The 21,009-nt window shown below is 70.7% G+C and carries 17 protein-coding genes; 8 read left to right on the forward strand and 9 right to left on the reverse strand.

Annotated elements, in window-relative coordinates:
* Positions 1-12 precede the first annotated feature (12 nt).
* The 3 genes from CCR97_RS25765 to CCR97_RS25775 are packed head-to-tail and all read right to left on the reverse strand — an operon-like array spanning position 13 to position 4,855.
* Complete coding sequence (locus CCR97_RS25765) at positions 13-1,923, reverse strand: DNA translocase FtsK (RefSeq protein ID WP_111356594.1); 1,911 nt, start codon at positions 1,921-1,923, stop codon at positions 13-15.
* On the reverse strand, positions 1,905-4,061 hold the full coding sequence (locus tag CCR97_RS25770; protein ID WP_201160006.1) for a hypothetical protein: 2,157 nt from the start codon (positions 4,059-4,061) through the stop codon (positions 1,905-1,907). Before CCR97_RS25770 ends, CCR97_RS25765 begins: the two co-directional genes overlap by 19 nt.
* Complete coding sequence (locus CCR97_RS25775) at positions 4,058-4,855, reverse strand: hypothetical protein (RefSeq protein ID WP_111356593.1); 798 nt, start codon at positions 4,853-4,855, stop codon at positions 4,058-4,060. The genes CCR97_RS25770 and CCR97_RS25775 overlap by 4 nt, the downstream gene beginning before the upstream one ends.
* 482 nt (positions 4,856-5,337) lie before the next feature.
* Between CCR97_RS25775 and CCR97_RS25780 the strand changes: the two genes are divergently transcribed.
* Positions 5,338-6,330: a Bug family tripartite tricarboxylate transporter substrate binding protein gene (locus CCR97_RS25780; protein ID WP_111356592.1), complete on the forward strand. Its 993-nt coding sequence runs from the start codon at positions 5,338-5,340 to the stop codon at positions 6,328-6,330.
* 215 nt (positions 6,331-6,545) lie between these two features.
* Entirely contained in the window at positions 6,546-7,523 is a 978-nt protein-coding gene (locus CCR97_RS25785) for a Bug family tripartite tricarboxylate transporter substrate binding protein (RefSeq protein WP_111356591.1), read from the forward strand.
* A 96-nt stretch (positions 7,524-7,619) separates the two neighbouring features.
* On the opposite strand, the gene CCR97_RS25790 is transcribed toward CCR97_RS25785, so the two are convergent.
* The gene (locus CCR97_RS25790) at positions 7,620-8,168 is read right to left on the reverse strand and encodes a hypothetical protein (RefSeq protein ID WP_111356590.1); all 549 of its coding nucleotides are present in this window, start codon (positions 8,166-8,168) and stop codon (positions 7,620-7,622) included.
* A gap of 430 nt (positions 8,169-8,598) precedes the next feature.
* On the opposite strand from CCR97_RS25790, the gene CCR97_RS25795 reads away from it, so the two are divergent.
* The gene (locus CCR97_RS25795) at positions 8,599-11,064 is read left to right on the forward strand and encodes a transglycosylase domain-containing protein (RefSeq protein ID WP_111356589.1); all 2,466 of its coding nucleotides are present in this window, start codon (positions 8,599-8,601) and stop codon (positions 11,062-11,064) included.
* Positions 11,065-11,207: 143 nt separating this feature from the next.
* Here the strand turns inward: CCR97_RS25795 and CCR97_RS25800 are convergent, their stop codons facing one another.
* From CCR97_RS25800 to CCR97_RS25820, 5 genes are all read right to left on the reverse strand, one after another.
* The gene (locus tag CCR97_RS25800) at positions 11,208-12,569 is read right to left on the reverse strand and encodes a multidrug effflux MFS transporter (protein ID WP_338049138.1); all 1,362 of its coding nucleotides are present in this window, start codon (positions 12,567-12,569) and stop codon (positions 11,208-11,210) included.
* A 188-nt stretch (positions 12,570-12,757) separates the two neighbouring features.
* Complete coding sequence (locus CCR97_RS25805; RefSeq protein ID WP_111356587.1) at positions 12,758-13,549, reverse strand: M48 family metallopeptidase; 792 nt, start codon at positions 13,547-13,549, stop codon at positions 12,758-12,760.
* Positions 13,550-13,922: 373 nt separating this feature from the next.
* Positions 13,923-15,224 carry a polyhydroxyalkanoate depolymerase gene (locus CCR97_RS25810; RefSeq protein ID WP_170146039.1) on the reverse strand — a complete coding sequence of 434 codons (1,302 nt, stop codon included), beginning with the start codon at positions 15,222-15,224 and terminating at the stop codon, positions 13,923-13,925.
* Between the two features lie 206 nt (positions 15,225-15,430).
* Entirely contained in the window at positions 15,431-16,261 is an 831-nt protein-coding gene (locus CCR97_RS25815) for an ABC transporter permease (protein ID WP_111359778.1), read from the reverse strand.
* A complete protein-coding gene (locus tag CCR97_RS25820; RefSeq protein WP_111359779.1) occupies positions 16,258-17,115 on the reverse strand; it encodes an ABC transporter ATP-binding protein in 858 nt (285 codons plus the stop codon). The genes CCR97_RS25815 and CCR97_RS25820 overlap by 4 nt, the downstream gene beginning before the upstream one ends.
* Before the next feature lie 129 nt (positions 17,116-17,244).
* On the opposite strand from CCR97_RS25820, the gene CCR97_RS25825 reads away from it, so the two are divergent.
* From CCR97_RS25825 to CCR97_RS25845, 5 genes are all read left to right on the forward strand, one after another.
* Entirely contained in the window at positions 17,245-17,511 is a 267-nt protein-coding gene (locus CCR97_RS25825; RefSeq protein ID WP_111359780.1) for a hypothetical protein, read from the forward strand.
* 323 nt (positions 17,512-17,834) lie between these two features.
* The gene (locus CCR97_RS25830; protein ID WP_111359783.1) at positions 17,835-18,113 is read left to right on the forward strand and encodes a BrnA antitoxin family protein; all 279 of its coding nucleotides are present in this window, start codon (positions 17,835-17,837) and stop codon (positions 18,111-18,113) included.
* A gap of 29 nt (positions 18,114-18,142) precedes the next feature.
* Complete coding sequence (locus tag CCR97_RS25835) at positions 18,143-18,454, forward strand: hypothetical protein (protein WP_201160007.1); 312 nt, start codon at positions 18,143-18,145, stop codon at positions 18,452-18,454.
* 127 nt (positions 18,455-18,581) lie between these two features.
* Positions 18,582-19,955 carry an ActS/PrrB/RegB family redox-sensitive histidine kinase gene (locus CCR97_RS25840; protein ID WP_111360382.1) on the forward strand — a complete coding sequence of 458 codons (1,374 nt, stop codon included), beginning with the start codon at positions 18,582-18,584 and terminating at the stop codon, positions 19,953-19,955.
* A gap of 168 nt (positions 19,956-20,123) precedes the next feature.
* Positions 20,124-20,696 (forward strand): ActR/PrrA/RegA family redox response regulator transcription factor, encoded by a 573-nt coding sequence (locus CCR97_RS25845; protein ID WP_274611557.1) that lies wholly within the window; start codon positions 20,124-20,126, stop codon positions 20,694-20,696.
* Positions 20,697-21,009 lie beyond the last annotated feature (313 nt).

A 21,009-nucleotide genomic window follows, 5' to 3' on the forward strand; every position in this document is an offset into this window, starting at 1 on the left:
CGGCAGAGTCCCTCAGCCCCGCCCGGTCCGCCGCGCCGGCGGCGCCATCGCGGCCAGGAACGCGGCCTGCGGGATGAACAGGCCCTGCGCCCGCACCAAGCCCTTGCCGAAGTCGCACAGGAGGTCGCCCTTGCCGTAGAGGCTCTCGGCGCCGGGCTCGTCGAGCACGATCTGGGCGTTCACGGCATTGGCGACCTTCAGGCAGACCTTCAGCGGCAGGTTCGCCTTGACGAGGCCGGTGACGATCGTCTTGTCGGGGCGCTGCGTCGCCAGCACCAGATGGATGCCGGCGGCCCGCCCCATGCCGGCGATGCGGGCGACCAGCGCCTCGAACTCCTTTTTCTCGTCGCGGCCGGCCAGGATCAGGTCGGCGAACTCGTCGAACACCAGCACCAGGAACGGGATGTCGGTCTCGCCGGCGGCGATGCGTTCGGCGAGGTTGGCGAAGCCGCCGCGCTTGAGCCGCTGGTAGCGCTCCTCCATCTCGGCGATGGCGGCGCGCAGGATCGCCATCGCGTCGGCGAGCGTGGTCGCCACGGGTCGCCACAGATAGGGGCTCGCCTCGACGCCCGCGAAGGTGAGGATCTTGGGATCGATCAGGGCGATCCGGACCGCGGCCGGCGTGTTGCGCAGGACGAGCGTCGCGACCATCGCCTTCAGCCACTCGCTCTTGCCCGAGCCGGTCGAGCCGGCGACCAGCGCGTGGCAGGTGTTGGGATCGGCGAAGTCGGCGATCACCGGCTCGCCCTCCACCCCGATGCCGATCGGGACCGCCACCGGGCTCTTCAGCGTGGTTGCGAGCGCCCCTGCGAGCGCGTCCTTCAGGAGGCACGGCGTCGGCTCCGGCCGCGGCAGGTCGAGCATGACAAAACCCTTGCCGGCGCGGATCAGCGGCGGCTCGGCGAGCGCCAGCGCCACCTGCAGGTCGGCCGCCCGGTTGGCGAGCGAGGCGACCTTCACGCCGGGCCGCGGCGTGAGCTTGATGCGCACGAGCTGCGGCCCCTGGATCACGCCCGTCACCTCGACGCCGAGATTGTGCGCGCCGAAGGCGGTGATTACCTTGTCGCCCAGCAGCGCCACGCTCGGATCGGACTTATGCGCGGGCGTGCGCACCGGATCTGCTGGCGCATCGTCGCGTGCCGGCGCGTTGCCCCGTGGGGGCTGGGTTCGCTTCGTGGCTTGAGGCTGCGCGGCGGGAAACAGCTCCGCCAGCACCGGTGCCACCATGTCCGAAAAGATCGCGGCGAGATCGTCGGGCGCGACATGCAGCTCGGAGAACTCCGGCAGATAGTATTCGAGCGTGCCGACGAAGCTGCAGCCGGGCCGCCAGAGCGGCAGCAGATGGGCGTAGATCGACAGCTGCACCAGGTCGTGCTTCTGCCGGTCCCCCTGCGAAAGCTTGTAGTCGACGACCTCGAGATGGCCGCCGGGATGGATGCGGATCGCGTCGACCCGGGCGCGGATCTCGACCGTGCCGTCGCCGACCCGCACCGGCACGCGGGCTAGATCCTGCTCGGCGGCGACGAACACGTCCTGCCAGGTCTCGAAGTTTTTCGCGCGCTGCCGCAGATCGATCAGGCGGGCGCAGAAGCTCCGCAGCCGCGCCGTGAAGAGCTGGGCCTCCTCGCCGCGGCCCTTGGCGAACAGCTTGTCGGTGAGGGCCTGCAGCGAGGTCGCCCACAGATGATCGACCAGCGCCTCGGCCGTGTCGGCCCTAGCCGCCGTGGCGATGCTCTCGGGCGCGGTCAGCCAGCGCACTAGCGCCTCGGCCTCGGTGTGGAAGCGCAGGCTCATCGCCCGCGGCGTGCCGGGCGGCGCGAAGCTGCGGGTGGAGGGCTTGTCGCCGGCGCGCCAGCGCGCCCGCCAGTCCTCGTCGAGGACGGCGGCCGTGAGCTCGCTCGCCGTCAGGGTGTGTTGCGCCATTGCAGGAAGATCGTCTTGGGGCCCGGATGCGCCTTGAGATTTGGATGGACCTCGACGCTGCGCAGGAGCGGGTCGCGCAGGGCCTCGTCACCGAGCCGGCCGAGCACCGCCGTGATGTCGACGATCTTCTGCTCGCGCACCGTCTCGAGCACCAGGCGCAGGCGCTTGGCGTCGAGCTCGACGGCTGCCGCGCCGTCGGGCGCCGGCTGTCCATTGGCCGGCTGTCCGGCCGTCGCCTGTCGGCTCGATGTCGTCGCCGGCGGAGCGCCTTTCCCGGCCGGCTGCGGCGTCGGTCCGGCCGATGGCGGCCGCGGCCGCTCGGCGAGGCTCTTCAGGAGCGGGGCGAAGCGCGCCTGCAGGAACGCGAGCGTCTCGGTGCCGCCATACGGGATGTTGCCCTGCAGAGCGTTGGAGTAGAGCTCGCGCGCCGCATGCAGCTCGCACACCTGGTCGAGCGTCAGCGCCACGATGGCGAAGCCCTTCTGCTCGGCCGTCGCGATCTCGCGATTGGCCGCCGTCCAGGTCGGGCGCGGCACCTTGGGCAGGTCGGGCGTGCGGAACACATAAGTGCGCACGCTGCGCCCGGGGATCGCCTCGGCGAGCTCGACCGCCTCGCGGGCGATGCTGCCCCAGCGGTGCCAGTGGTCGCCGCCCTCGAAGGCGAAGAACACCGAGCGGTCCGGCCACGCCCACTCGACCGTGACGTAGCGGCGATGCGCCGGCCGGCTGACCGTGACGCCCGGCTGCCCCTTGCCCACGTCCTTGACGAACCACATCAGCGCGTCCGGGCTGTAGGCGATCAGCGCCTGCTTGGAGCGCACGTCGTTGACCTGGAGGAGGAACAGATCGTCGAGCGACGCTTTCGGCGCGGGCGGCGCCGACGGCTCGGCCAGTGCGCGGAACCGCTCGGCGGCCCGCATCAGCAGGTGCCGCACGCCGTGCTGCTGCAGCGGATCGAAGACCTTTTCGAGCCAGCCGTCGGCGAAGAACCTCTCGATCTCGGCGTCGTCGAGATCGTAGTCCTGCAGCCGCGACAGAATCAGCTCGCGCGCACCGTCGATCTGGATGCCCTCCAGCTCGATCTTCGGCGCCAGCCGGTCCCGCTGCGGCTCGGCGATCCGCGGCATGATCTCGGTGACCCAGTTCTCCTGGTTGGTCGTGATCACGGTGAGGTGGTTGCGCAGGTCGACATAGAGCTGGTCGATGCAGTTGCCGAGCGTGCGGATCAGCGCCGGGTCGCTGGCGTAGAACTCGGTCTGGTCGAAGCAGAACAGGAACGGCCGGTAGTAGGACGCGAGCAGGCACAGCCCCTGCAGACGGCGGAACGAGAGGTCGTTGATCTCCTGCGCCGTCGCGTCGGCGCGCAGCTCGTTGTCGGCGGCGGAGAGGCCGAGGAAGTCGAGCTCGTCGGGCTCCAGCGGCTCGGCGCGCAGCCATTTGAGCGCGGTGCGGCGGCCCTCGCCGGCGCGCTCGTCGAGCGCGATCGCCGCCAGCACGATCAGCCACGCCTGCTCGCGGCCGTCGAGCTCGATGCCGCGCAGATGCATGCGGGTCGTCAGCTTGCCGATGTCGCGCGGATCGAGGATGCGGCCGCTCAGCCACTCGAACCACGGCCGCGTCTTGTCGTCCGGCAACGTCGCCTCGGCGCCGAGCTTGCGCAGGAACGCCACCGCGCCGGCCGCGTCCTTGTAGTTCGGCAGGTCAGCGATGAAGTCGGCCGCGACATGGGCGAGGGTGCCGACGGCGAGCGACTCGATCTGGCGCGGCGCGCCGCGGCGCGCCTCGTCGGGCTGCTCCAGCTCCTGCAGCGTGAGCAGCAGGATCGAGTGCCACGCCTTGAACGGATCCTGGAACGGCCGCAGATAGACCTTGGTGGCGCGCCGCCCGAGCTTGCCGAACAGGCGGCCGAGCAGATGCGACTTGCCGTAGCCGCGGTCCGGCGAGACGACGAGCTGCGCCTTCTTGGCGCGCGCCGGCTTGCGCGGCGGCGGGCCGCCGTCGAGCGCCGAGAACTCGCGATTGAGCCGGCTCAGCGGCGCGTCGTTGAGGCCTCTCACCGAGAACGACACGTCGCGCGGCTCGCGCACCACGTCGTCCTCGAACGGGTTGACGGCGATGTCGGTCACGCGGCGGCTCATCGCTCGTCCTTGACGACGACAGTGACGAACGGCTCGGAAAAACCGGCGATCCGGATGCCGGCCGCGATCACGGCCGGCGGCAGTTCGACCGAGGTGGTGGGGTGGAGCGAGACGCGGCCGGCCTTCGCCTCGGCGAGCAGCAGCGCGTGCAGGTTTTCACGCGATGCCCCGAGAGCCGCTTCGAGGTCGAAGATCTTCACGGCCGAGAAGCCCCCCTGCTCAGCCTTGATGCGGCGATAGGCCGGCAGCAGGGTTTCGAACGTCAGGGCGGGCGCGGATTTCGCGACCGGATCGGGCGCCGGCGCGGCCTGTGGCGCACGGTTGTCCGCCGCGTCGAGCGCGTCGAAGCCGAAACGGTCCGCCGCAGTGTCGCGGTGCAAATAGTATTTCGACGTGCCGCACGACAGCTCGACGATCGCCCGGCTCGCCACCGCATGCTTGAGCGCGTCGGCGAAGAACCGCCGGTGCATGCCGGTGACCTTCTTCTCCAGCCCCGGCTTCGACACGAGCTTGGTGCCGGACTGCAGCACCAGCCGCACCACGATGGCGCTCGCCGTCTCGATCGATGGGCCGCGGCCACGGCCGAAATAGTACTGCGTGCCGCCGTGCCGCACCGGCCCCCAGATCGCCCCCTCGCGGGTCAGGGCGGCGAGCTCCTCGCGCAGCGCGGCTTCGCGCTCGGGCCTGCCGCGCGTGGCGGCGCCGACGAACTTCGTCTTCAGCGCGCCGAGCGTCAGGCCGGCGTCTCCTGCGGCTGCGATGGCCGGCGAGAGGTCGTCGAGGGGCGGCGGCATGAGAATCGACCGGTCCGGCTATGAATCGGGGGGTGCGATCGCCCGCATCATAGTCGGTGTGCGGTGCGAGAAAAGTCCGAATTGTCCTGCGCCGCCACGCTGGACTCGACGCCCGGAGCGGCCTCACGCCGGCGCTGCGGCCGTTCCGTCGTATGGGTCTTTCGTCCTCGTTCAAGCTCCACGAAAGGAGCCAGACCCGACCGGCCGTTTGTCGTCGGTCATCCCGCACTGCATCGAATGCAGTGCACACACGATCTGATCAGATCGTCGCGCCAATCACGCCCTGCGACCGGATGCGACGGACAAGACATCTTTTCATACAAGGTGAGCGTGCTAGGCTCCGCATGTTTCCGCGCGGCCGCGGTCCTGCGCCCGCCACGACCGTTTCGCGCTCGCTCCGCTTCCGCGCTCCTCCGCTCGTTCACGTTCGTCATCCCGTCCGCGCTCGCCACCGGTTCTTCCGTCGACACGGAGTCTGCGACATGAAATCAGTGCTCGTCCTGGCCGCCTGTGCGGCCGGTGCCGTCCTCGTGCAAGGCAGCCTCGTTCAAAACGCAATCGCCGAGACCTATCCGAGCCGTCCCGTCACCGTCATCGTCGCCGCCAGCGCCGGCGGGCCGACCGACACCATCGCCCGCATCGTGACGGAGCGCATGGCGGCGGCGCTCGGCGGCGCCACGCTCGTGGTCGAGAACGTCGGCGGCGCGTCCGGCACCATCGGCACCGGCCGGGTCGCCCGCTCGCCGGCCGACGGCTACACGCTCGGCATCGGCGGCTGGAACCACTACGTCGTCAATGCCGGCATCTATCCGAACCTCAATCACGACCTGTTCGGCGATTTCGCGCCGGTCGCGCAGCTCGCGGCCGGGCCGCAGATCATCCTGTCGAAGAAGGACGTGCCGGCGACCAATCTGAAGGAGCTGATCGCCTGGCTGAAGAGCCAGCCCGGCCCGACCATGGCGACCGGCGGGGTCGGCGCGCCCGGCCACGTCTCGGGGCTCACGTTCCAGGACAAGATCGGGGTGAAGTTCCAGTTCGTGCCGTATCGCGGCTCGGCGCCCGGCCTCAAGGACGTGGTCGCCGGCCATCTCGACACCATGATCGAGCAGACGTCGGGCGCGCTGCCGCAGATCCGGGCCGGCACCGTGAAGGCCTACGCCGTGACCTCGCCGACCCGCCTCGCCGTGCTGCCCGATCTGCCGACCACCGAGGAGGCTGGGCTGCCCGGCTTCCAGGTCTCGGTCTGGCAGGGCATGTGGGCGCCGAAAGGCACGCCCAAGGAGGTGCTGGACCGGCTCGGGGCGGCGGTGCGCGAGGCGCTGGCCGACCCCAAGGTGAAGGCGCGCTACGCCGAGATCGCCCAGGAGATCCCGCCCGCCGCCCACCAGTCGCCGGACGGCTTCACGGCCTACCACAAGGCCGAGATGGAGAAGTGGGTGCCGGTGATCAAGGCGGCCAACATCACGCCGAACTGAGGGGGTGGGCGCCGGACGGCGGCGGACGGCGCTCCGTCCGGCCACCGGACCGCGATAGATGCACAAGATTGCTCAATCGCGCAAAACGAACCATTTGCATCATCACTGCCCGGGGCGCAGCCTCCGGCTGCCAACCGCTTCGACGCGCCGGCGGCGGCTCGATCACTCGCGAGCTCGTCCTGCTAGCCGGTGCGCGACCTTCAGGGAGATCGTCGATGACCCTCACGAGACGCCTCGCGCTCGCGGCGCTGGCGCTGCCGCTCGTCGCCGCCGTGCCGTCCGTCGCGCCGGCCCAGTCGTTCCCCACCAAGCCCGTGCACATCCTGGTGCCCTATGCGGCCGGCGGCGCCGTCGACGTGCTCGCCCGCACGGTCGGCCAGGCGGTGTCGAAGACCTGGGGCCAGCAGATCGTCGTCGACAACCGCCCCGGCGCCGGCGGCATCATCGCCTCGCAGGCGCTGATCCAGTCGCCCGCCGACGGCACCACGCTGCTGCTGGTCGCCAGCGGCCATCCGCTCAACCAGTTCTTCTATCCGAAGCTGCCCTACGACACCTTCGCCGACTTCACCCCGATCACCGAGGTCGCCTACTCGCCGCTCACCATCAACGTGGCGAAGAACAGCCCGGTGAAGGACCTGAAGGAGCTGCTCGACCAGGCGCGGGCGAAGCCCGAGAGCCTGTCCTACGGCATGTCGGGCATCGGCACCTCGGCGCATCTCGCCGGCGAGCTCCTGAACCACATGGCCAAGGTGAAGATCGTCGCCATCCCCTACAAGGGCGGCGCGCCCGCGCTGATGTCGGTGATCGCCGGCGAGATCCCGATGAGCATCAACCCGATGGCCGAGGTGGTCGGGCAGCTCGAGGGCGGCACCGTGCGGGCGCTCGCGGTGACGACCGGCGTGCGCTCGCCGGCCCTGCCGGACGTGCCGACCGTCGCCGAGGCGGGCATCGCCGGCTTCGACACCGCGGTGTGGTGGGGCCTGCTCGGGCCGAAGGGCATGGACCCGGCGCTCGTCGAGAAGATCCAGAAGGACGTCGCCGCGGCGCTCAAGGATCCGACCGTCGAGGCCTACCTGAAGAAGACCGGCTCGGTCGCGGTCGGCTCCTCGCCGAAGGATTTCGCCGCCTACATGAAGACCGAGGCCGACAAGTGGGGCCCGGTGATCAAGGCCGCCAAGATCGAGCTGAAGTGAGGCGAGTGGCGAATAGCGAGTGGCGAGCAGATGCGGGCTCGCTCGTAGCCCGGATGGCGCGTGCGCCATCCGGGAATCACGATCTCGGCCCGGCGCTCAGCAGCAGCCGGGGCGATAGACGACGGCGTAGCCGCAGCCGCCGCAGCCATAGCCGGCCGGCACCGCGTAGGTGACCGGCGCGTAGCGGACGCCCGACCAGCCGCAGCCGGTGCCGAAGGTCGCGCCGCAGCCGGTGCCCCAGCCGGACGCGACCACGGGCGCCCCGTACCCGTACCCGTACCCGTAGCCATAGCCGGGCGCATAGGCGGCGGTCGCGCCATAGACGGCGGCCGCGGCGACGCCGGCGCCGATCGCGGCCGGCGCCCACGGGCGATAGCCATAGCCGCGCCAGCCATAGGCGCGCGGGCCGTAGCCGCGCCACGCCGCCGCCCGCCAGCCATAGGAGCGGACGCCGGTGCTGCGCCAGCCGGCCCGATAGACGCCGTAGCCGCGCGCCATCGGGGGCCGCGCCCAGGTGCGGCCGGCGACGCCGTAGCCGCCGCCCCGATACAGGCCGGGGCCGTGCCACCGCTGCGCCGAGGCCGCGGGCGAAAACGCCAGGGTCGCCGCCCCGGCGAGGAGCATCGTGTACGCGATACGCTTCATCTCGGTTCCTCTCGCTGTCGATGGTGCCGTGTCTCGACGGTGCCGTTTCCGACGCTGCATCGGTCGGTGGCGCCGCGGTCGACGGTGTGGCTTGCCGGTCTTCTGACGCCGGTCGTCGTGATGGCCGGTTCGGCCGGACACGGCGGTTGCGCGCCGCGCTCTCACGTCCGGTACGAGTGTCAGTCAGCCGCCCCGCCGCGACAACGGCCGATCGCTAAAGTTCGAGGTAATTCCTCGTTATCCATGAATCTTAGGACCGGCTCGGCGTGCGGGTGTGCGCCGCGTCGACCCCGGGCCTCTTGCCTTAACCCGCACTTAAGCGCGCTTTCGCTACGCTCACGCGGGGACATGCCGGCGTCGTGGGGGCGTCGGCTGCCGGCGCTTGCCGGTGAAATCCGGGTGCCGAAAGGCGGTCCGGCCGGGGAGTGTCATGGCGCCGCCGAAGAGCACGCGAGACGCCGGAGCCGGGGCGGCATCTAAGAGCGCGGCCGCGCGCGCCCCCGAGGTGAAGCCGCCGCAGAAGGGCGAGCCCAGGAAATCCAAGGCGCCCGTGATCGTCGTCGACGAGGACGCTCAGGTCGGGGTGCCGCGCTCCGGCAAGCGGCGGCGGGATGACGAGATCGACGCCTTCGACATCGACGAGGAGCCCGCCATGGCGCAGGCGACCGGGAAGGGCGGGGGCGCCGGCAAAGGCGCCAGCAGCGCCGGCGAGTCGAAGGGCGGCGCAAAGCCGGCCGGCGGCAAGGCGGGCGGCGCCAAGGCCGCGGCGGGCAAGGGCGGCAAGGGCGGCGGCAAAGGCAAGGGCGGCAAGGGCCGCGGCCCGAAGGGCTCGGTGTTCGGGCGCGGGGTCTATTGGATGGCGGTCGCCGGCCTGTGGGTCGTGATCGCGGCGGGCGGCCTGTTCGTCTACGTCGCCATGCATCTGCCGCCCATCCACGCGCTCGAGGTGCCCAAGCGCCCGCCCAACGTCCAGGTCGTCGGCATGGACGGCACCCTGATGGCGAGCCGCGGCGACATGGGCGGCTCGGCGATCCCGCTGCGCGAGATGCCGGCGCATCTGCCCAACGCCTTCATCGCCATCGAGGACCGGCGCTTCTATTCGCATTTCGGCATCGACCTGATCGGGCTCGGCCGCGCCGTGTGGGCGAACATCGCGCATCGCGGCATCTCGCAGGGCGGCTCGTCGATCACGCAGCAGCTCGCCAAGAATCTCTTCCTGCGGCCGGAGCGCACGCTGATGCGCAAGCTGGAGGAGCTGATGCTGGCGCTGTGGCTGGAGCAGAAGTTCTCCAAGCGCGAGATCCTCGAGCTCTATCTGAACCGCGTCTATTTCGGCTCCGGCGCCTACGGCGTCGAAGGCGCGGCGCAGCGCTACTTCGGCAAGTCGGCCCGCGAGGTGACGGTCGGCGAGGCGGCGCTGCTCGCCGGTCTCGTCAAGTCGCCCTCGAAGCTTGCGCCGACCCGCAACTACGACGGGGCCGAGCGCCGCGCCCAGCTGGTGCTCGCCGCGATGGCGGACGAGGGCATGGCGCCGGACGCGACCCTCAAGGCCGCGATGGCCGACCCGCCCCGCGTCGTGAAGCCGGGCGGCGGCTCGGCCGGCTACGTCGCCGACTGGGTGATGGACGTGGTCAACGACATCGTCGGCCGCGTCGAGGAGGATCTCGTCGTCGAGACCACCATCGACCCGGCGCTGCAGATCCTCGCCGAGCGGGCCGTGATCGACACGCTGATCCAGCGCGGCGAGAAGTTCGGCGTCGCCCAGGCCGCCATGGTCGCGATGACGCCGGAGGGCGGCGTGCGGGCGCTGGTCGGCGGACGAAATTATCAGGAGAGCCAGTTCAACCGCGCCGTCGCGGCGAAGCGCCAGCCCGGCTCGGCGTTCAAGCCGTTCGTCTATCTCACCGCGATCGAGCGCGGCCTGCGGCCCGACACGCTCCGCGACGACAAGCCGATCGCCATCAAGGGCTGGAAGCCGGAGAACTACGGCCGCGAGTATCACGGCCCCGTCACGCTGACCAACGCGCTGGCGCAGTCGCTCAACACCGTGTCGGTGCGGCTCACCATGGAGTTCGGTCCGACCGCGGTGGCGAAGACCGCGTATCGGCTCGGCATCTCCTCCAAGCTCGAGCCCAACGCGTCGCTGGCGCTCGGCACCTCGGAGGTGTCGGTGCTGGAGCTCACCAACGCCTACACGCCCTTCGCCAACGGCGGCGTCGCCACGGTGCCGCACGTCGTGCAGAAGATCCGCGGGCCGAAGGGCAAGGTTCTCTACGCGCGCCCCTCGTCGATGCTGGGCCGGGTGATCGAGCCCGCCTCCGTGGCGATGATGAATCAGATGATGCGCGAGACCGTGCGGGTCGGCACCGCGCGCGGCGCCGGCAACGCCGTGCCGGGCTGGCCGGTCGCCGGCAAGACCGGCACCAGCCAGGATTTCCGCGACGCCTGGTTCGTCGGCTTCACCGGGCATCTCGTCACGGCCGTGTGGTTCGGCAACGACGACAACTCGCCGACCAAGAAGATGACGGGCGGCGGCCCGCCCGTGGAGGCGTGGTCGAAGTTCATGCGCAGCGCCCACGACGGCGTGCCGGTCGCCGATCTGGTCGGCCTCTCCGGCACCACGGCGACGCTGCCGCCTTCGGCGCCGGCTCCGACGAGCCCGGGCTACGGCTACGGCGGCGGCGTGGCGCCGGGTTCGGCGCCGGGTCCGCAGTCGTCGGCCCCTTCGGCGCCTGCTCCGGCCGCCGCCACGGCGCCCGGCTGGGGCGCCACCGCCAACGCCGCCCCGCCGCCGCGCCCGGCCCCGACCTCGGGCGGTTCGGTGGCCGGTGGCGTGCGCCCGGCGGCCGCTAACGGTCTCGACGGCTGGTTTTTGGATCGCCTGAGCGGGCGGTGACTGATGGACCGTTCGTCCCCGCGAAGGCGGGGACCCAGGGGCCGCGCGACGTGTGGCTCTGGATGCCCGCCTTCGCGGGCATGAGCGGAGTGTGGGTCGGGCTCGGCGCCCGAGACTCCACGTCTACGCTGGCGCGCAGCTCTTTAACGCCTGTGCGCGCTGGCGCGCACTTGCCGCGTCGTGATCCAGATCGCGAACGTGATCACGCCGGTCAGCGCGATGGCGATCACCATCGGCCAGGCGGTCGTGTTCAGCGCGAGGCCGACGACGGCGCCGACCGCGGCGCCGACCGTCTGCTGCACACAGCCGACCAGCGAGGAGGCGGCGCCGGCGCGGTCCGGGAACGGCTGCAGCGTGCCGGCCTGGGCCTGCGGCATGGCGAGGCCGAAGCCGAACAGGAACACGGCGAGCGCCGCGGCGAGGGCTTCCATCGAGGTCGGCGCGAAGCCGACCGCGGCGAGCGTGCCGATCCCGCCGACCAGCACGCCGACGGCGCCGATCCCGATCGTGCGGTCGAAGCCGATCCGCATCACCACATGGGCGGCGGTCAGCGCGCCCGAGATGAAGCCGAGCGAGGTGACGCCGTAGAACAGGCCGAAGCCGGTCGGCGACAGCCCGTAGACGCTCTGCATCACGAAGGGCGAGCCGGAGATGTAGGCGAACAGGCCCGAGAAGCTCGCCGTGACGATCCCGAGATAGGCGAGAAACGCCTTGTTGCGCATCACGATGCCGAAGGATTCGAGCGAGCCCTGCAGGAGCTTGGCGTCGTCGCGCGCCGGGGGCACGGTCTCGGGCAGCAGCCGGCGCACCACCACCATGGCGGCGAGGCCGGCGACCAAGATCAGCACGAAGCCCGCGCGCCAGCCGAGCCACTCCTCCAGCACGCCGCCGACCACCGGCGCGAGGATCGGCGCGATCCCCATGATGGCGCCCATCAGCGCCATCTCGCGCGCCGCGCGGGCGCCGTCGTAGAGGTCGCGCACCACGGTGCGGGCGAGCACGATGACGCCGGCCGCACCCGCGCCCTGCAGCACGCGGGCGGCGATCAGCGCCGTGATCGACGGCGCCACGGCGCAGGCGAGCGTGCCGAGACAGAACACCACCAGCGAGAAGGACAGCACCGGCTTGCGGCCGAAGCGGTCCGAGATCGGCCCGAAGAACAATTGTCCGACCGCGAAGCCCAGCATGTAGAACGAGATCGTGAGCTGCACCTGCGACGGCGACGCGGCGAGCGTGCGCCCGATCTCCGGGAAGGACGGCAGGTAGAGGTCCATGGCCAGCGGGCCGAGCGCGGTCATCAGCGCCAGCAGGGCCGTCAGCGCGAAGGTGTTCGGGCGAAGCATTTCTGTCGTGGTCCGGGAGCTGGCGGTGTGGGACGTGCGTCGCGTCCGCAGCGGGCCGGTCACCATGCCGGCCCGGCATGTAGCGCGTGCGACCGCGCGCTGTCGAGGTGGGCCGCAGCCTCCGCGGCCGCCCACCCGCTCGTCCCCGCGAAGGCGGGGCATTCGTCATCCCGGGGCGCGAACCGCAGGTCCGCGAGCCCGGGATCCACGCCCGGCGCCGGTGGCTCACGGAATACAGGGGTTATGGGTTCCGGGCTCGGCGCTTGCGCGCCGCCCCGGAACGACCGAGCAATTCTGCAAAGCCCTCGCCTGTGCGACGACGACCACGGCGAAGTCGTGCGCTCGGCGGCTCACGCCGTCGGCGGGCGGCGCCGCGCGATCGGCTCGTCCGGGCCGGCGCCGTAGCGGTGGAGGTCGCCGCCGTGCACCTCGAGCCACACCTTGGCGCGGCGCATGTCGGGGCACAGCCGGTCGAGCAGCCGCCAGAAGCGCGGCGAGTGGTTCATCTCGACGAGATGTGCCACCTCGTGGGCGGCGAGGTAGTCCAGCACGTAACGCGGCGCCAGCACGAGGCGCCACGAGAACGACAGCGCCCCGGTGGTCGAGCACGAACCCCAGCGGCTGGTCTGGTCCCGAATGGTGATTCGCTTGATCTTCAGACCGAGCCGCTCGGCATAGGCGCGGGCCGCCACCTCGACGTCGCGCTTCGCCTCGCGGCGCAGGAAGTCGGTGACGCGGCGCTCCAGGTGCTCGGCCTCGCCGGCGACGCACAGAAGCTTGTCGCCGGCCTCGTCGGTCTCGGTCCACACGGTGCCGCGGGCGCCGCGGCGATGGACGATGCGGTGCGGCGTGCCGCGCAGCGGCAGCACCGTGCCGGTCGCGAAGGGCGCGGGCTTCGGCAGCCGGCCCATGCGGGCGGCGATCCAGCCGCCGTGCCGCTCGGCGAAGTCGCGCGCCTCCCGGATGGAGCCGTGCGGCGGCATGGTGAGCACGACCTCGCGGGTCGCCGCCTGGATGCGGAGCGTATAGCGTCGCGCCTGCCGGTGCCGCCGCAGCCGCACCAGATAGATCGAGCGCTCGAACACCACCTCGATGGCGTGCGGCTCGCTCGGGCGTCGATACAGCATGGCGCGCAGGGTCATTGTCGTCGAATCCACCCCGTCCCCGCGCCGCAGTGTGCCATATTCGGGCCGCCTTGAAGCCCCCTCGCAAAGGTCGTTTTCGAGGGGCCAAATCTTGTGAGATCCGGCGCCCCGCGGGCCAGATGTGGGGTGAAAAGGAGTGAATCGATAGTCCGCGCTTCACGGCTGGCCCGGACTCGATACCGCTCGAATTTGTGCTGTGGAAAGAAGATGTTGCGGCGGCCCCTCGAAATCGGTCGGAGCCCGTTGCAAATCCCGGCCGCCCGTGTCTAGGCGGCCCCCAGGAACGATTGTCCCGCCCGAGATTCAGGCTCGTGTTTCAAGGACTTGAGCCGCCTGCGGCGCCGCGCCGAAAAGGCGCGGCGCGGCCGGATCAGTCGTTCGCCCGGATGAAGGCCGCCATCCGGGGCAGGATCTCGTTGCGGAAGCGCGAGCCGTTGAACACGCCGTAGTGGCCGACGCCGGGCTGCACGTAGTGGAGCCGCTTCGCCTCCGGGATGTTGGAGCACAGCGTGTGGGCCGCCTGAGTCTGGCCGAGCCCGGTGATGTCGTCCTGCTCGCCCTCCATGGTCATCAGCGCGACGCGCTTGACCTTGCTCGGGTCGACCCGGATGCCGCGATGGACGAACTCGCCCTTCGGCAGCAGCTGGCGGATGAACACCGAATCGACGGTCTGCAGATAGAACTCGGCGGTGAGGTCCATCACGGCCAGGTACTCGTCGTAGAACTTGCGATGCGCCGCCGCCGAGTCGCCGTCGCCCTCGACGAGATGCTGGAACAGCTTCGAGTGCGCCTCGAGGTGGCGGTCGAGATTCATCGACATGAAGCCGTTGAGCTGCAGGAAGCCCGGATAGACGTCGCGCATGAAGCCCGGGTTCGGGAACGGCACCTTGGTGATGACGTTGCGGCGGAACCAGTCGATCCCGCGCTTCTCGGCCACCTGGTTGACCTGGGTCGGGCTGATGCGGGTGTCGATCGGGCTGCCCATCAGCATGAGCGACTCGGGGACATGCGCCTCCTCGTTCGCCTCCATGACCGAGATGGCGCACAGCGCCGGCACGCCGGGCTGGCAGACGGCCAGCACATGCGTGTCGCTGCCGAGCAGGCGCAGCATGCCGATGATGTAGTCGATGTAGTCGTCGAGATCGAAGCGCCCCTCGCTCATCGGCACCATGCGGGCGTCGATCCAGTCGGTGATGTAGACGTCGTGGTCGGGCAGCAGCGCCTCGACGGTGCCGCGCAGCAGCGTGGCGTAGTGGCCCGACATCGGCGCGATGACGAGGACGCGCGGGTCAGGCTTGTGGGTGATCGCCACCTGCCGGTCGAAATGCAGCATCCGGCAGAACGGCCGCTCCCACACCGCCTCGACCGACACCGGCGCGAGCCGACCCTCGACCACGGTGTGCTCGATGTCCCATTCGGGCTGGGCGTAGCGCCGCGTGGCGCGCTCGAACATCTCGCAGGCGGCCGAGATCGACTTGCCGATCGTCGTCGACGACACCGGATTGCTCGGGCTCTTGAAGAACGCATGGGTGGCGTGCGCCAGCGCCCGCGACGGGTTCAGCGCCACATGCGTCATCTCGTAGAACCAGTACAGCGGCGATGACAGGCCCATGCCGAAGCCTTCCATCGACGGCGGCGGCGGCGGAGTATGGTCGACGTCCCGGATGGTCATGGTGCAGCTCCCTTTCGCGCGCCGGAAGACCGGCGTGCGCGCTTGGATGCAGGAATTTATGTTTGATCAATGCTGCCGTGCGCCGCAGCATTGCGCAACGTCAAATTCCAGTTTCGGGGCCGAAAAAGACAAAAAATTTCGCGCACGTTTTTATCACGCATCATTGTGCGCGATGTGTCGACGTCCTGCACGCAAAGAGTGAATGGCTATTCGCCGGTCTGCAGGAGCGAGCCCTGGCGGCGCGCGCTCTTCAGCAGCGCCAGGAAGCCGGCCGTCCCGGCGGCGAACAGCACCACGTTGAGGCCGAGCGCCCACAGCATCAGGTCGGCCCGGAAGACGTGGTCGATCATCAGGGCCCGCATCCCCTCGAACACGTAGGTCGGCGGCAGCATCCAGGCGATCGTCTGCAGCCACCCGGGCAGCACCGCCACCGGATAGTAGACGCAGGCGAGCGGCAGCATCAGGAACATGATGGTCCAGGCGAGGTTCTCGGCGCCGAGCCCGTTGCGCAGCAGGATACCGGAGACGAAGATCCCGACCGCCCAGCTCGTCAGCATCAGGTTGACGAAGAACGCCGCGAGCGCGAGCCCGAGCCCCCACAGGTTGAAGCCGAAGAACGCGATGGCGAGGAACGTCACCGGCACGAGCCCGATCGAGAGGCGCACGATGCTCATGATCATCAGGGCGATCACGAACTCGATCGGCCGCAGCGGGCTCATCATCAGGTTGGCGAGATTGCGCGACCACATCTCCTCGAGGAACGACACCGAGAAGCCGAGCTGGCCGCGGAACAGGATGTCCCACAGCAGAACGGCGCCGATGAAGGTGCCGCCGGCGCGGGCGAAGAAGCCGTCGCTCTGCGACACGTAGGTCTGCAGGAAGCCCCACATCAGCATCTGCACGGCCGGCCAGTAGACGAGGTCGAGGAGCCGCGGCCAGGACGAGCGCAGCAGGTACCAGTAGCGTTCGACCAGCGCGGCGATGCGCCGGCCCGAGATCTCCCACTCGCCGCCGCCGCTGCGCGTCGCGCCGCTCATTGCGCCGCCTCCCGGGCCGCGTCGCCCTCCTGCGGCTCGCCGCGCCCGCGCGCCACGTCGAGAAAGACCTCCTCGAGATTGCTGCGCCCGTAGCGGGCGAGCAGGTCGGCCGGCGTGCCGTCGTCCTCGATGCGGCCGCGCTTCATGATGATGACCCGGTCGCACAGCCGCTCGACCTCGCCCATGTTGTGCGAGGCGAGCAGGATGGTGGCGCCGCGGCGCTCGCGGTACTGCTCGAGGTGCCCGCGGATCCAGTCGGCCGTGTCGGGGTCGAGCGAGGCGGTCGGCTCGTCGAGCAGCAGGAGCTCGGGCGCGTTGACCAGTGCCTTGGCGAGCGCGACGCGGGTCTTCTGCCCGGCCGAGAGCTTGCCGGTGGGGCGATCGAGCAGGGCGACTAGATCGAGGTCCTCGGCGAGGCGCGCGATGACGGCGTCGAGGTCGTCGACCCCGTAGAGCTTGCCGAACACGCCGAGGTTCTGGCGCACTGTCAGGCGCAGCGGCATCTCGACATAGGGGCTCTCGAAGTTCATGCGCTCGAGCACGCGATAGCGCTGGCGCGGCATCTCGGCCCCGAGCACCCGCACGGTGCCGGAGGTCGGCATCACCAGCCCCATGATCATCGCGATCGTGGTCGTCTTGCCGGCGCCGTTGCCGCCGAGCAGGCCCGTCACCGAGCCGGGCGGCAGTGCGAACGAGATGCCGTCGACGGCGGTGCCGCCCTTGTAGATCTTCACCAGGCGATCGACCGCGACGGCGGGCGTCCCGCTCGCCGCCGGCGTGTCGGCTGCGGCCGGACCGGAGCCGGCCGTGATCGGGGCTGCCGTGGTGGTGGGGGCTGTGGTGGGGGCTGTCATGGGCTCGGCGAATGTAGGGGGATGCGCGGCCGGCGCAAGGGCGCGGACCGCAGAGCGGCGCGGCGGGAGCCCCGCTTCGAACCGCGCCGCCGTGGCTTTGTTGTCGTTCGAGAAGCCCGGAGATGCGCCATGCCCGACACGCCCCGCGACGGCTCGACCCGTGCCGACGATCCGGCTCGCGCCGACGACAGGCCGATGCCCGACACGGCCGGCGCGGTGCCGCGTCCGGCGACTCCGGCCCGCACCGATCCGGCGGCCGAGCGGCCGACCGGCGACGACTACGCCCAGGCGGAGCTCGGCGGCACCCGCGGCCATCCCTCGCTCGCGCCGGCGCCGATGACGCCGCAGCGCGCCAAGAAGACCCCGACCACGCCGGGCGACGGCCACACGGCCTAGCGGCGTCCGTTCGGTACGTTTTTTCGCGCCCCGCGGAGCGAGGCGCGATCCGTCCGTCCGCCGCGCCGCCCGGTGGGGGCGCGTCGCGTCGTCCATCCGCAGAGACCCGCTACAGTCGACGGCCCGGATGTGCGAGGATGATTCGGCTGTACCGGCCGCGTGCCGTATGCCGTGACGCGGCGGGTCGCGAACGCGCAGCTTTCGACTTCGCCGATCCTGTCGCATCGGGGGCGTGCCGCGGCTTTCGCGACGCCTCGGGGCGACGGATCGCCCCCGGTCACCCCGCCACCGGACCACCAGCAGGAGACGCACGAGGGATGCCGATGACCGGCGACAGGACACGCCGCCCGCCCCTGCGGGGGCAGGAGCCCCGGCGCGGGCAGGATGCGCGGGCCGCGGCCGAGAAGGCCTTCAAGGCGGTGACGGCGAAGCCGCCGCCCGGACCAGCAGAAGCGGCGCCGGTGCGGCCGCAAGGGCTGCCGCCGGTGCGCGAGCAGGTCACGCTGCGCATCGACCAGGATATTCTCGAGCGGTTCCGCGAGGCCGGCCCCGGCTGGCAGGACCGCATCAACGCGGCGCTGCGCAAGGCGCTGGACCCCTAGCCCCTCTCATTCGGAATCCGGAGCTTACAATGAACGACCGTCCAAAGGATCGCGGGGACGGCAGCAAGACGGCGCTGCCGCTCTACGAGCGCGAGGCCCAGGCGCTACGCGAGAAGACCGAGCGGCTGCGCGCGCTGCGGCTGGCGCGCGACGGCGCCGATGCGCCCGCCGCGCCGGCCCGCAGTGTCGCCAAGAAGGCCGGCGCGGCGAGCCGCGCCTCCGGCGGCAAGGCGTCGAGCGGCGCGTCGACCGTCGCGTCGGTCGGCAAGAAGGCCCGGAAGTCGACCGAGACGCTCTCGGACTGGCTGAAGACCCAGGAGCAGCAGGGCCGGCGAAGCTGAGCGGCGCATCGGTGCCTGCTTCGCCCTCGTCGGTTCGGTCTCGGCGCGTCGCGGTGCTCCTGCGGCGCCTCGCCTGCTACGACGCGGCGCACCTGCCTCCCCCGCGCCGGCCTGCTACGATGGTGTCATGACGACGCCCGCCCTTTCGACGCCCGACGACGAGCCGTCCCGGCCGGTCCGCCTCGACACGCTGGTCCGGCTGCGCTGGATCGCCGTGTTCGGCCAGCTCGCCGCCGTGCTGATCGTCCACGACAGCCTGGTCAGCGAGGCGCTGTTCTGGGTCGCGCTGGCCGTGGTGACGCTCTACGGCTCGCTCAACGTCTATCTGCTGTGGCGCTTCCACGGCGACGCGCGGCTCGAAGCCAACGGGGTCGCGCTGCTGCTCGGGGTCGACATCGCCGAGCTGGCGATCCTGTTGTTCCTCACCGGCGGCATGCAGAACCCGTTCGCGCTGCTGTTCATCGGGCCGGTGCTGATCTCCGCCAGCATCCTGCCGTCCCGGCTCACGCTGATGCTCGGCCTCCTGGCGATCGCCTCGGCGACCGTGCTGATGTTCGCCTACTTTCCGCTGCCGTGGCCGGGCGACGGCAGCTTCGAGCTGCCGTGGATCTACGTGTTCGGCGTCTGGCTCGCGCTGGCGCTCGCCATCGGCTACATCAGCGTCTACGCCGGCCAGATCGCCGAGGAGTCGCGAAAGCTCACCCAGGCGCTGGCGGCGACCGAGCTGGTGCTGGCGCGCGAGCAGCATCTCTCGCAGCTCGACGGGCTCGCCGCCGCCGCGGCGCACGAGCTCGGCACGCCCCTCGCCACCATCCTGCTGGTCGCCAAGGAGCTCGAGAACGATCTCGACCCCGCCTCGCCGATGCTGGAGGACATCCGGCTCCTCCGTCAGCAGGCGCAGCGTTGCCGCGAGATCCTCGGCAAGCTCTCCGAGTTTCCGGCGCCCGGCGAGATGTTCGTGCGCATGCCGATCTCCGCCCTGGTCGAGGACGTGGTGGCGCCGCACCGGACCGGCGAGGCGGCGATCGACGTGGTGATGCCGTCGGAGGGCGGGCCGGAGCCGATCGGGGTGCGCAACCCGGCGATCCTCTACGGGCTCGGCAATCTGGTCGAGAACGCCGCCGACTTCGCCCGCGAGCGGGTCGAGGTGGCGGTGTCGTGGAACGCCGATTCGGTGTGGATCATGATCTCGGACGACGGGCCGGGCTTCCCGCCCGAGATCATGGACCGGCTCGGCAAGCCCTACGTGACGAGTCGTCGCGGCCGCCGCAAGGGCGAGGACTCGCCCGGGCTCGGCCTCGGCTTCTTCATTGCAAAGACCCTGCTGGAGCGTTCCGGCGGCCGGTTGACCCTGCAGAACCGGCGGTTTCCGCAACGCGGCGCGATCATCCGCATCCGCTGGAGCCGGGAGGAGTTCGAGCATCCGGTCGAGACGCTGTGGGGCTCGGCCGACCAGGAGACCGAGCCGGACGAGGCGGAGGCCGCGCCCGGCAGGGCTTGAGACGCCGGTGGTTCGTGCCTACCTGACAGCCGTGAAGAGGTGCGACATCACGTCCGGCGCATTCCGGCATCGGACCGGGCAGCCTCGTCGTAGAGACTGCGTCGGCACCCGAGAGTGCCGAAGACAATCCTGCCGGCCCGACCGGCGAACCTTCGAGGATCGAAAGCGATGATGGAAGCCGCGTCTTCGTCCGCGCCGGCCGTGTCGGCCCCGGTGGGGGAGCGTACGCTGCTGATCGTCGAGGACGACAAGTCGTTCCTGCAGCGCCTCGCCCGCGCCATGGAATCGCGCGGCTTCACGGTGACGACCGCCGAATCGGTCGCCGACGGGCTGCAGCAGGTCGAGCGCCAGCCGCCCGCCTTCGCCGTGGTCGACATGCGGCTCGGCGACGGCAACGGCCTCGACGTCATCCAGGCGCTGAAGAAGAAGCGGCCCGAAGCCCGCGGCATCGTGCTCACCGGCTACGGCAACATCGCCACGGCCGTCACGGCCGTGAAGCTCGGCGCCTTCGACTACATGTCGAAGCCGGCTGACGCCGACGAGGTCGCCGCCGCGCTGCTCGCCGGCGAGGGCAAGAAGCCGGAGCCCCCCGAGAACCCGATGTCGGCCGACCGGGTGCGCTGGGAGCACATCCAGCGCGTCTACGAGCTGTGCGGCCGCAACGTTTCGGAAACCGCCCGCCGTCTCAACATGCACCGCCGCACCCTGCAGCGGATTCTCGCCAAGCGCGCGCCGAAGTAGGGCGCCTTAGTAGGGCCGGTCAAAGGTTCGGAATCCGTCATGGCCGGGCTCGTCCCGGCCATCCACGTTTTTAAGGCGCCTCGGTGCGCGTCGTCGGGTCGTGGGGAAGAGCGTGGATGGCCAGGACGAGCCCCATAGGCGCTAAGATAAGGGGATTTCCGTCGGAATCGGGATGTGATTCAAGTCGGAGATGGCAAGGAACCATCTTGATTCGACCGAGTGGGATCGGCTCGTCGAGGGGCTCGGTGGTGAAGCGGCACTGACCGCGTCGGCTCGGGAGCTGAAGGCGTTCGTGCGCGCCCGCGGGATTCGC

It is taken from the genome of Rhodoplanes elegans (assembly GCF_016653355.1).
In the GTDB taxonomy this organism is placed as follows: domain Bacteria; phylum Pseudomonadota; class Alphaproteobacteria; order Rhizobiales; family Xanthobacteraceae; genus Rhodoplanes; species Rhodoplanes elegans.

Bases quoted from the DNA above. Each gene is read 5' to 3' on its own strand.
- CCR97_RS25815 (WP_111359778.1), bottom strand. From the start codon at position 16,261: ATGAGCGGCGCGACGCGCAGCGGCGGCGGCGAGTGGGAGATCTCGGGC.
- CCR97_RS25810 (WP_170146039.1), bottom strand. From the start codon at position 15,224: ATGACCATCCGGGACGTCGACCATACTCCGCCGCCGCCGCCGTCGATG.
- CCR97_RS25765 (WP_111356594.1), bottom strand. From the start codon at position 1,923: ATGGCGCAACACACCCTGACGGCGAGCGAGCTCACGGCCGCCGTCCTC.
- CCR97_RS25805 (WP_111356587.1), bottom strand. From the start codon at position 13,549: ATGACCCTGCGCGCCATGCTGTATCGACGCCCGAGCGAGCCGCACGCC.
- CCR97_RS25770 (WP_201160006.1), bottom strand. From the start codon at position 4,061: ATGAGCCGCCGCGTGACCGACATCGCCGTCAACCCGTTCGAGGACGAC.
- CCR97_RS25845 (WP_274611557.1), top strand. From the start codon at position 20,124: ATGATGGAAGCCGCGTCTTCGTCCGCGCCGGCCGTGTCGGCCCCGGTG.
- CCR97_RS25820 (WP_111359779.1), bottom strand. From the start codon at position 17,115: ATGACAGCCCCCACCACAGCCCCCACCACCACGGCAGCCCCGATCACG.
- CCR97_RS25830 (WP_111359783.1), top strand. From the start codon at position 17,835: ATGACCGGCGACAGGACACGCCGCCCGCCCCTGCGGGGGCAGGAGCCC.
- CCR97_RS25840 (WP_111360382.1), top strand. From the start codon at position 18,582: ATGACGACGCCCGCCCTTTCGACGCCCGACGACGAGCCGTCCCGGCCG.
- CCR97_RS25775 (WP_111356593.1), bottom strand. From the start codon at position 4,855: ATGCCGCCGCCCCTCGACGACCTCTCGCCGGCCATCGCAGCCGCAGGA.
- CCR97_RS25835 (WP_201160007.1), top strand. From the start codon at position 18,143: ATGAACGACCGTCCAAAGGATCGCGGGGACGGCAGCAAGACGGCGCTG.
- CCR97_RS25790 (WP_111356590.1), bottom strand. From the start codon at position 8,168: ATGAAGCGTATCGCGTACACGATGCTCCTCGCCGGGGCGGCGACCCTG.
- CCR97_RS25800 (WP_338049138.1), bottom strand. From the start codon at position 12,569: ATGCCCCGCCTTCGCGGGGACGAGCGGGTGGGCGGCCGCGGAGGCTGC.
- CCR97_RS25825 (WP_111359780.1), top strand. From the start codon at position 17,245: ATGCCCGACACGCCCCGCGACGGCTCGACCCGTGCCGACGATCCGGCT.
- CCR97_RS25785 (WP_111356591.1), top strand. From the start codon at position 6,546: ATGACCCTCACGAGACGCCTCGCGCTCGCGGCGCTGGCGCTGCCGCTC.
- CCR97_RS25795 (WP_111356589.1), top strand. From the start codon at position 8,599: ATGGCGCCGCCGAAGAGCACGCGAGACGCCGGAGCCGGGGCGGCATCT.
- CCR97_RS25780 (WP_111356592.1), top strand. From the start codon at position 5,338: ATGAAATCAGTGCTCGTCCTGGCCGCCTGTGCGGCCGGTGCCGTCCTC.